This window comes from Psychrobacter sp. AOP5-GZ1-6 (genome assembly GCF_052376345.1).
GTDB lineage: Bacteria > Pseudomonadota > Gammaproteobacteria > Pseudomonadales > Moraxellaceae > Psychrobacter.
The window spans coordinates 1-10,871 of record NZ_JBQSVP010000108.1 but is presented as its reverse complement, the minus strand read 5'-3'; the positions used below and the strand labels follow the sequence as shown (position 1 = coordinate 10,871).

General features: G+C 42.8%; 7 protein-coding genes. 2 read left to right on the top strand and 5 right to left on the bottom strand.

The window, feature by feature from the left end:
* Both ACT3RN_RS12055 and ACT3RN_RS12050 read left to right on the top strand, forming a co-directional pair.
* On the top strand, positions 1 to 2,088 hold a 2,088-nt coding region (locus ACT3RN_RS12055), incomplete at its 5' end, for a TonB-dependent receptor (protein ID WP_444518674.1).
* A gap of 153 nt (positions 2,089 to 2,241) precedes the next feature.
* Positions 2,242 to 3,954 (top strand): multidrug ABC transporter permease/ATP-binding protein, encoded by a 1,713-nt coding sequence (locus ACT3RN_RS12050; protein ID WP_192520474.1) that lies wholly within the window; start codon positions 2,242 to 2,244, stop codon positions 3,952 to 3,954.
* A 124-nt stretch (positions 3,955 to 4,078) separates the two neighbouring features.
* Here the strand turns inward: ACT3RN_RS12050 and ACT3RN_RS12045 are convergent, their stop codons facing one another.
* The 5 genes from ACT3RN_RS12045 to ACT3RN_RS12025 form a co-directional block, all read right to left on the bottom strand.
* Positions 4,079 to 4,420 (bottom strand): hypothetical protein, encoded by a 342-nt coding sequence (locus tag ACT3RN_RS12045; protein ID WP_192520475.1) that lies wholly within the window; start codon positions 4,418 to 4,420, stop codon positions 4,079 to 4,081.
* A gap of 1 nt (position 4,421) precedes the next feature.
* On the bottom strand, positions 4,422 to 6,122 hold the full coding sequence (locus tag ACT3RN_RS12040; RefSeq protein WP_192520476.1) for a PepSY-associated TM helix domain-containing protein: 1,701 nt from the start codon (positions 6,120 to 6,122) through the stop codon (positions 4,422 to 4,424).
* Positions 6,123 to 6,148: 26 nt separating this feature from the next.
* Positions 6,149 to 6,439 (bottom strand): hypothetical protein, encoded by a 291-nt coding sequence (locus ACT3RN_RS12035; RefSeq protein ID WP_192520477.1) that lies wholly within the window; start codon positions 6,437 to 6,439, stop codon positions 6,149 to 6,151.
* 60 nt (positions 6,440 to 6,499) lie between these two features.
* Complete coding sequence (locus tag ACT3RN_RS12030) at positions 6,500 to 8,779, bottom strand: TonB-dependent siderophore receptor (protein WP_442073040.1); 2,280 nt, start codon at positions 8,777 to 8,779, stop codon at positions 6,500 to 6,502.
* Between the two features lie 376 nt (positions 8,780 to 9,155).
* A complete protein-coding gene (locus ACT3RN_RS12025) occupies positions 9,156 to 10,655 on the bottom strand; it encodes a PepSY-associated TM helix domain-containing protein (protein ID WP_192529700.1) in 1,500 nt (499 codons plus the stop codon).
* Between the last annotated feature and the right edge of the window lie 216 nt (positions 10,656 to 10,871).

The window sequence follows — 10,871 nt, the reverse complement described above, 5'->3', positions numbered from 1 at the left end:
ATTGTAGTGACCAGTAGTGCGGATGCGTCAGCGGATGGATTGCCAGATGCTTACGAAGGTGGCCAAGTGGCGACCGGAAGCCGCGTAGGAATTTTAGGCAATCAAGACATCATGGATACGCCATTTTCTACTACATCGTATACCAACGAATACATTGCCAACCAACAAGCACAAAGCGTGGGCGACCTGCTCAAAAAAGACCCAACTGTCCGCGTGGCCAGAGGTTTTGGTAACTTTCAAGAAGCTTACTTTATGCGCGGTTTCATCACCACATCAGATGATACGATGTTTAATGGCCTATATGGTATTTTGCCCCGACAGTATATCGCCACCGAATTATTTGAGCGTGTTGAAGTCCAACGCGGCGCTTCTGCCATGCTAAATGGTGCAGCGCCTAGTGGCGGCAATGCTGGTGGTACGATTAACCTATTACCAAAACGTGCTAGTAATGACCCACTACGCCAATTAACGCTTGGTTATGGTCAAGGTGACCAAGGTAAAATTGCCGTCGACGTGAGTGACCGTTTTGGCACTGAGGATGCATTTGGCGTGCGCTTTAACGCCGCTTATCAAGATGGCGATAGTGCCATCGATGATGAATCTTCAACATTGGGATTGGCAGCGCTTGGGCTAGATTATAAAGGCGAGCAATATCGTCTATCAGCAGATTTAGGCTGGCAAGATAACAAACTCAAAGAGACTCGCCCTAGTGTCAATCTTGGCAGTGTTTCTAGCGTACCAAAAGCGCCAGACGGCTCAAAAAATTGGGCGCAGCCTTGGACGTACTCAGATGAAAAAGATATCTTTGGTACCATTCGAGGTGAATATGATTTTAATGACAATCTCACCGCTTATGGTGCTTACGGCATACGAAGTGGCGAGGAAGAAAACTCACTAGCCACCTTAACCGTAAACAGTGCTGATGGTGCGGGCACGATTTATCGTTTTGATAACTCTAGAGAAGATTTGGTACAAAGTGCCGAGCTTGGTCTACGTGGTAAATTACAAACCGGTGAAGTGGCTCATAACTTAGTGTTGGCCGCAAACCTCTATGATCAAGAAGAAAAAGGCGCATTCGCATATGATTTTGGCAATCAGCTAGCGACCAATTTTTACCGCCCTACCGACTACACGGAAGTCCCTTTTACAAGTACAACTACGTTTGGCGGCAATTTAGACGATCCAAAATTAACCAATGAAAAGCAACTCCAAAGCTTTGCGCTAGCAGACACCATATCGCTGTTCGATGACAAACTGAAAACCACGTTGGGTGTACGTCATCAAAATATAAAAACCACCAGCTATGATGCCAACACGCAGGCAGAAACTGCTCATTACGATAAGAGTGAGTGGACACCAAGTATCGGTATTGCCTATCAACCAAACATGGATTGGTCGTTCTACGGTAACTATATCGAAAGCTTAACGCCAGGAAAAACAGCCCCTCAGACAAATAACAATGCTCCTGTTACCAATGCTGGTCAAGCTTTGGACCCTTATGTAAGCGAACAAACCGAAGTTGGCGTGAAGTATGACAACGGGCTTATTGGCAGTAGTTTGGCAATATATCGCACTGATGCCGCACGTGACTATATCGATGCTTCAAACACCCTTATATCTGCTGGTAAAAACCGTCACCAAGGCGTAGAACTGACCGTATTTGGTAGCCCTAGCGAAAATATGCGCCTAAATGCGGGGGTCAGTTATTTAAGTGCCAAACAAAAAGACACTGGTGATGCTGCGTTAGATGGTAATAAAGTCATTGGTCTTCCTACCTTACAAAGCAATGTCAATCTAGAATATGATGTTGCGGCACTCGAAGGATTAACCTTAACAGGTGAAATCATTCATACGGGCCCACGCTATGCCGATAATGCCAATACCTTAAAGGTTGACGGTTATACCACGTTAGATCTTGGAGCTCGCTATAAAACCGTGCTGGCCGGACAAGATGTTACCTTAAAAGGCATGGTAACCAATGTCACGGGCGAAGATTATTGGCAATCAGTCGGTGGCTATACAAATGCTGGTTATTTAAATGCCGGTGAACCCACGGCTTTAAAAGTTTCAGCGACGTTTGACTTTTAAATTTAAACGCTAAGCTTCGCCAATGAGACTACTATACTGATTAAATTGTCGTTATAGAATCATTACCAGAGTTAAATAAAAGGGATTAGGCACCACCTACTCCCTTTTGTGCTATCTAAAAATACGCAAAATTCATTTTATTATTGAGTCCTTATGTCCTCTCGCGCTACAGCTTCTCTATATCATATGATCTGGTCGCATTATCGTCTGCCTTTTCTCAAAGTTATCTTATTGAATTTAGTCAATGCGGCGGTCAGTGTGGGTATTATTGCTTATATTAACCACGCCTTTATCAGTCAGCCTGTTTTTAATACCTTATCATGGCAGAGCTTAGGCTATTTTTCAGCGTTAGTGGTTCTGCTATTGGTCACGACTTTTTTATCACAATATGCCCTAACCCGCTTGGGTCATAGATTTGTGTATGAGCTCAGAACCAAGCTGGTCAAACAAATCATCGATACCAACATTCCGCAGATTGACAAATTAGGAAACGCCCAACTACTCGCCAGCTTGTCTACCGATATCCAATCGATTACCGTCGCCTTTGTCCGTATGCCAGAGTTGGTTCAAGGGGTAATTTTATCTAGCGGAGTCGCTTTATATTTGGGTTGGTTGTCATTGCCACTATTGCTGATCATCATGGTTTGGATTGTAATGACGATTTGGATAAGCACCATTTTGGTGAAGCACGTTTATAAGCACTTAACAGAATTAAGGGAGATTAATGATCTTCTGTATCAAGATTATCAATCTATTATCGAAGGTCGAAAAGAGCTTGCACTTAATCAGCACCGCGCGCAAAAGCTGTATACCAATGATTTTTTGAGTCACGCCCAGTCCTATAAAGAGCGTGTTATTAAAGCAGATACCTTTCACTTATCAGCAGTGAATTGGTCGAACATTATGATGTTTGCAGCGATTGGCGTCGTCTTTGCGGTCTCAAACTATCTGAATATTCCCATGAGCGTTGCCACCACTTTTTCTTTGACCATTTTATTTATGCAATCGCCCCTACTACAAGCCGTTGGCGCTTATCCCACTTTACAAACGGCGCAAGTCGCGTTAGATAAAATACAGACGTTGGCGCTTGCTGATTATCAGCCAGCGTTTTTAACCAATATAGCAGCAAATGACTGGCAGACCATCTCACTGAACAATGTGAGCTATCGCTATCAAGGTATAAACCACCATACACAAGAAGGTGTACCTGAAAATAAGTCGCTTACTGATGATATTTTAAAAGGAGTCAATTTAACCTTGAAGCGTGGCGAAGTGGTGTTTTTGATAGGCTCTAATGGCAGCGGTAAGTCAACCCTTGCAAAAATAATTACTGGCATCTTTATACCTACGACAGGCGCTGTAAAAGTAGACAAACGAACGATTGATTCGGATAACAATACCAATTATCGGCAGCTGTTTTCTGCCATTTTTAGCGATCAACATCTTTTTAAACAACTGATTGGCAGTCAAGACAATGACCCTGATATGTCCTTAGTAACTGAGTGGCTACATAAATTAAATTTGCAAGATAAAGTGACGGTAACTGACCATCGATTGTCTACCGACAAGCTGTCACAAGGACAACGCAAACGCTTGGCCATGCTGCTCGCTGTCACCGAACAAAAGGACTTTCTGCTGCTCGATGAATGGGCTGCTGACCAAGACCCTGCTTTTCGCCGAGTATTTTATCAAACGCTGATTCCTGAATTAAGAGCCATGGGGAAAACGCTGTTTATTATCAGTCATGACGACGGTTATTTTGAGCATGCCGACCGCTTGTTGATGATGAAAGAAGGAAAGCTGACAGAGTTAAATGCAGAAGAACGCCAACGCGCCAGTGCGGACGCCATTGCTATGTTAGAGTAATTGCTCAGCTAGAATAATTGCTAATAAGTCGTACTATTAAAATGTTTAATATCAAAGCATACTGCAAGCGGGGAAATTTTATAGCAGCATTTTATTTTGAATTTGGCGCTTTTATATAAACTGGCTATGCCAGTTTTTCATAAATAACCATGCTTAAATATACAACTCCTGCTGCTACGATTAAGCTAGCAAACCAGACAACGATAAAATAACCAGTATGAGGTGCAAAAAAAGGGAAAATGAAACCTATCAATAGCAGTAGCAATCCCAGCCATCGTAACCTTTGCTGTTTAGTGATATATCGTTTCTGCTCATCATGATGAGATAGCAGGTTTGACCTTACGGCGACTAAGAGTGGCCGTTTGAGATGAAACTTATTCCTATGTCTTTTACTGGTCATCATTAATGCCATCATACCTAGCAGATTAAATGCCAATAGCAATCCAGATAACAGCGCGTTAGACATACTATACATTTTCCATCTGAAGCTTTGAACGACTAGGCGACTTTATTTTTTGCTGGTGAGATGCTTTCTTAAAACTGACCACATAAGTAATATAAGCAAACAGCAGCGCTAGAATAAAAAACATAACGTCAAAGCTGATAAACAGCACATCGACGCTCAAGATACTGTGAAGCAATCCGCGCTCGGTAGTTAGGCTGTTGAGTAGCGGTGTGAATAAAAGTAATAGAGTAATTAATGATAATAATAGACGCCATGCATGACGACTAGAGAGTAATAACGTCAGCAAGAAACCAAACGCCCAGATGATAAAAAACCCATCTACCTCCCACTTGCCTCGCCCTAATAACTCTAACGACAATAGACGATTGAGCCATAAAAAACCTATCATCGCTAAAGGCAATCCCGCCAGCGTCGCAATATTGAGCTTTTCTACTAACCAAAATCCCCAATCAGGCTTATCTATAGTGAATAATTGGCGGCGACGTTTAACCGTCCAAAGCACTAAGCCTGTTGCAATCATACCGCAGCCCGCTGCGCCACATAAAAAGTACAACCAACGCAACCAATTATCCGCAAAGCGTCCTGCATGCAAACCTATCATGACCGCTTGTGTTTGGACAGCGAGCGGCGGCGGTCGACTGTCTTTGAGTACTTCCCCTGTTTGCCCATCATAAATACGAAATACCCCTAACGTTGATAATTGATGCTCAGCTTTACCGTCGATAATAATCATACTTTGGTCAGTATTGGGATGATTAATACTGACACTGGTCACGGTATAATTAGGGTTGCGTTTTTGCCAATCAGATTGTGTCGTGGCAAGCAATGGAGCAATACTAGCCATAGGGGCAGCCTGTAACTCGGTTGCATCCGCTGCCCGATAAGAGTAAATTTCCTTAAAAAACTGCTCATTATCTACCCCAGATACCATGCCTGCCCACGGCATATATAAGGTTATTAAGGTTATGATGCCGGTAAAGGTAATCATCAAATGGAACGGTATTGGCAGCACAGAAAAAGCATTGTGCGCATCAAGCCACGAGCGTTGCCCCTTACCCCAACGAAAGGTAAAAAAATCCGTAAATATCTTTTTGTGGACAATAACGCCTGTGATAATAGCAATCAACATCATCATAGAAGCTATACCGACGATAATTCTGGCCCATATCACACTCATATAATGCAAATCAAAATGCATACGATAAAAGAAGTGACCGCCTACGGTATCTCTTGGTGTATATGCCATTTGGGTTTGCGTATCAAACTGATATTTTAGCCTTTTGTCATCTGTAGTCACATTAATATGTAGACGTTGAGCAATATTATCGCCATTAATATCTTTAGCAATAAACCAGTTTTTGGCATGGGCTTGGGTTTGCTGTAAGTGAGCGATTGCCATAGCAAAACCATCTGACTTATCTTCTAGATTTGTCACATTTTGGTTGTGCGTAAATGTTGAAGACGTGAATGGCGTTTGCTGAGAGCGTGCCGGAATTTCAGGTTGCATCCATGCTGTCAGCTCATTATTAAAATAACTGACCGTGCCCATCAGAAAAATGGTAAACAGCAACCAACCTAATAACAGGCCAAACCAAGTATGGACGTCAGATAAAATGACTCGATAGCCCTTCACTTTAGTTTTACCCTTTGTCTGAATATTACTCATTGTGGCAGTTTGGGTCTTAGTAGAGTCTGAGGGCATAATAACAGCCTGATGGTAAGAAAAATCTAAATAGCGACATAATCAATCACCCCTAATATCCCTGCAATACCGACGATCAGTGTCCATGCCAGCCATAAACGACGCAAAGAAAATACTAAGACAAGGATGAGCGCACATACGACAACGCTAGCAATTTGACCCCAATAGATGGCAGAAATCTCATCTATAGGTAAGGTCAAAAACGTCAAACTCGTAAGCACCGCGATGCCATAGCTACCAATAATCGCTAAAAAAATACGACTGAGGACTTTAAACTCAGGTAGATAAAAACCATGACTGCTACGGCGCTTACTCATGTGACTGCCTGCGTATGAAAGTGAAAGGTCATGATCGGCATAAAAGTGAAAAGCGAAAGATTAAAAGCGATAGGTTAATCTGCCGACTACATTCAAAGGCTCACCGTAAGTCAATTCACTAAAAGTGCTGCCCGCAAGATACTTTTGATTGAACAAATTATTCACATTAACCTGCGCTTCAAGATTGTCGTTAAAGCTATATCTTGCCATGATATTGGCAAGCGTCACGTCATCTTGACCGTACTTTTCAGATTGTTTCGTCACAGGGTTTTTGACAATACCATAGTATCCATTTGACCAGTCAACGCCGCCGCCAATAGTTAAATTAGGAATGATATGATCAAGATTATAAGTGGCAAACAGATTCAGCGTGGTATCAGCAAAGCCAGTATTGATGGTTTTGCCCTTGTTGTCTTCAGCATTAAAATGCGTATAACCAACACTCGCTTGTAGTTGGTCGCTGATTTGACCAGACACTTGTACTTCTACGCCCTGACTGGTGGCACCTTTTGCTCCGTAGTAGGCTTTTTCCAGATCGGTGCCGGGTATTATTTGACCGCCATCGAGTTGAGCAAGGTTGTCCTGCTCGATTCTGAAAATACTCACTTGGCTTTGTAATGTGCCATTATCTGACTCACTTTTTAGACCGATTTCATAGTTTTTACCTTCGATAGGATCGAGGAATTTACCGTTTATATCACGCTGAGTTTGAGGTTTGAAGATATCACTGTAGCTGGTATAAAGACTGTGATTGTCATTAACCGCATAGGTAATCCCTGCGTATGGTGTCCAGATGTGTTTGGCTTCCGTGTTGACGTTACGGCCATACTGCACACCTGAGCGTTCAAAATCAGACACACGCGCTCCCAAAATCACGGCTAAAGGATCCGATAATTTGAGCTGAGTTGCTGCAAAAATGGCTTTTTCTTTGGTTGTGACATCAGAGCTGCGATTGCGCGCTCCCCATTCTGGTTCAGGATAACTGCCATCCCAGTCAGAAAAATCTGGGAGCGGCAACATACCATCAGGCGGTGGCTTATAAGTGAAAGTATCAAGATCACTTTTGCTATAGGAGCCGCCTACGATGAGCTTATGCGTTTTTCCCAACGCATCAAAGTTACCGGTTAACTTGCTTTTAACATTGAACTGGTTGCGTTCGGTATCGGCATGAAATGGGTGTAGGTTAAAAATCAGTCCGGTATCAGGATTCACGACTTGGTCGCCATTGGCATACATATAAAGCAGCTTTGGACTACTGTCATTCTCGTTATAGCTGGCATTGGTGGTCAAGTTCCAATCGGCATTAAAATCATGGTCAATATCTGCAAAGTAATAGGTATTATCAGAATCCCAGTTTGTCCAATCTGCGCTGCCATTTTTACTGGTATCCCAATCCGCTTTTGACCCATCACTTAGATAGTTTGGCAAGCCGCCCCACATGGTTGATTTTGATTTATTGTGTTGACGGCTAGCACCCACACTGACCGTGGTGCTGTCGCCCACGTCCGCATCTACTGTGGCATAAAGCAGACTTTGACCCAATTCTTGACGGTCGATAAAGGTATCACCATCTTGATAGCTAGCCACCACTCGGCCTCGTACCGCGCCACTTTCTACTAAAGATTGACTACGATCAACACTGAGACCATATTGCCCATAACGATCAACATTGGCGGATAGCTCTGTTTTTGGAACGCTACTATCAGCCCGTTTACGTATTAAGTTAACATTGGCAGAAGGGTCGCCTGAGCCGCTCATCAAACCAGTCGCGCCGCGTACGGTTTCAACATGGTCAAACATCGCGGTATTGGCAGAGTATTCGCCCATGGCAGCTTGCTGGACAAAATCGGTATTTAAGCCGTCAATTTGGAAGCTATTGATAGCAAAGCCTCTTGATGAAAGACCATTACGCGCGCCATCAACGCTACTTACTTGGATAGCAGGCGTGCGTTTAAGCACATCTATTAGGGTGGTTGAGTTTTGATCTTTGATTTGCTGATTAGTAACCACACTGACCGCTTGCGGGGTTTCTTTGGCCGACAAGCCCATACCGGTGGCGCTACTGGTGACAGGGATTGTATAGCTGTCAGTATTTTCCGTGACCTGTTTGTTCGTTTCTGCCATGACCACGATAGTTGGTAGCGTGGTACTTGGTTCTGACCTATTGTCGCCACGATTGATTTCAATGCCATTGTCATTGATTGGTTGTTGCTGTGATACTTCAGCATGGATCATAGATGAGCTTACTGCCAACGAAGCAATGGCTGAAAGGTGCATGGTTCGCTTAACGCTCCAACTTAAAGGGTTAGGTTTATGCTGTTTTCTACTTTGTGTAATCATAAAGGTATCTCAATGAAAGTGAGGAGAATTTAAGGGAAGGCAGTTATTCAAGACAATAGTGCTTACTAATACATGTTAGCTTTGTAGAGCATCATGAGAAATGAGCTATTTATTAATAGTCTTGTTGAATAAATATATGGTTTGTTACGTTAGAGTTTGTACATGATAAAGATAATAATAATGATTATCAATACAGTATTGAAATATTTTTGATACAGTGAAGGTCTACGTCATGAGATAGCACTACTTTTTTGTTAGCAAACACTATAGATAAAAATAGCACAGCAAAAAAAAGGCCACTTTTTAAAAGTGGCCTCAATTAAGCACAGTATCTGTTAAACCTTAACTATTGCCTACCTAAATTTAATCGTATCGTTTATTTCAACAGCTTCTGCATAAAGTGGGTTCGAGAAATTACTAAAAAATCCAATAACGCAATAGCCACAATGATAATAATTGCAGCTGGGAATATAATAGCCACCACAAGCAAGGGAATGGCAAACGGCCACCATATAGAAAAACTTTGACCACGTGCTGGTGGATTTAGTCCAGTGATTTCGTTGGTATTACGAGGACGACGTTGCCACCACATGACATAACCGCTCACACAAATTGCAATCACAGATAAGCAAAACAGCACATTGGCTAACACGCTCCATAATCCTAGCGTTCCCATATGAATAGCCGCACCCGCTGCCATAAATTTGCCGAAAGCATTGTAATCCTCAAAGCGGATATCAGCCAATATCTTCCCCGAATAGCGGTCGATATGCACCGTACGGTCAGCCGTTGGACTTTTCATATCGTAGCTCATAGAATCTTGGCTAATCGTCCACACTCCTGTCTCGCCTTGTGGTAGATTCAGCTGATAACGTCCTGCAAAGCCAATCTCACGCGCAAACCTATCTACCGTATCAATCATAATAGGGATATTGGACGCGATACCGTTCTCACCTTTGGTTGTCCCTGACAGCGGCATTGGCGTCAGTTCTAGCACCCAAGGTACCTCTTTGGTACTGCCCGTATTTAATACACGACCATGAGTTGCTGCAGGCGTTGCTGCTGCTCCATGAATGTGCGGCGCGGCATCGGCATTATCCATATCCATACCTGCATGATGCTGACTGTGGTCAATCGAAAGTGGCATGGGCGCGGCGCCCCATTTACCAGCGGGAAATTGACTCCAAGCCTGTACGATTCGCTCGCCCCAAATACCTGCCCAAGCCATTCCTGAAATGCAGAAAAATAATAATACAATGGATATCCAAGTGCCTAAGGTTGCGTGAATTGTACGAAAAAATGATCGCTTTTTCTTTAGGTTCGCATCATTAGCGAACAACATGGCTTTGACAGACTTACGTTTTTGCCACCACAAGTACCAACCCGTTAAAATCATCAAAATAGTTAATGAGGCGGTGGCTTCCTGAATAAAGTCACCAACCTTCCCTAATAGCAAGTCGCCATGGATGCTATCAAGAGTATTGTACAAGCCCGAATTAGTGGGCGTACTTTTAACAATATCAGCGGTATACGGATTTACCGCAACCATATTGTCATGCCCATCTGATATCACTTGAAACAAGGCCACTATCTCGGTATCACGAGGTGCGATATATTTAATCAGCGTGCTATTTGGTAAGGTTTTGAGGGCGTTTTTTGCTTGGTTGGCAATTGGGGCTTGAACCATAGACTGTGGAGGGGAAACCGTTAGACGGTCATTATCTCGGCCTGTTGTATTGGACATAAGCAGCATGCCAAGTCCTGTACCCGCTAAAATAATCAAAAAAGGGGCAATAAACATGCCTGCATAAAAATGCCATCTCCATACTGTAAAATAGCGTTGATTGTTAGGGGATTGACGTGTGTCTCTACTCATAAATATGACCTTTACCCATCTTTGGCTGCTCAATTAACGTCTATCAACGCATTGACAATAGTAATATAAAATAGCTGATTGTTAGATTCGACCTAAAATACTTTCAAGACGATAACGTGATTCTAAGGATGGCAGCATCATACAAGAAAACTCCTTAAAACACTGCGAATTATAGGAAAAAATTGGCCTTATATGAGGTTATTTTTAACTTTTTAT

Coding starts and splice junctions, on each gene's coding strand:
- ACT3RN_RS12045 (WP_192520475.1), bottom strand. CDS start 4,420: ATGTCTAACGCGCTGTTATCTGGATTGCTATTGGCATTTAATCTGCTA.
- ACT3RN_RS12040 (WP_192520476.1), bottom strand. CDS start 6,122: ATGCCCTCAGACTCTACTAAGACCCAAACTGCCACAATGAGTAATATT.
- ACT3RN_RS12025 (WP_192529700.1), bottom strand. CDS start 10,655: ATGAGTAGAGACACACGTCAATCCCCTAACAATCAACGCTATTTTACA.
- ACT3RN_RS12030 (WP_442073040.1), bottom strand. CDS start 8,779: ATGATTACACAAAGTAGAAAACAGCATAAACCTAACCCTTTAAGTTGG.
- ACT3RN_RS12035 (WP_192520477.1), bottom strand. CDS start 6,439: ATGAGTAAGCGCCGTAGCAGTCATGGTTTTTATCTACCTGAGTTTAAA.
- ACT3RN_RS12050 (WP_192520474.1), top strand. CDS start 2,242: ATGTCCTCTCGCGCTACAGCTTCTCTATATCATATGATCTGGTCGCAT.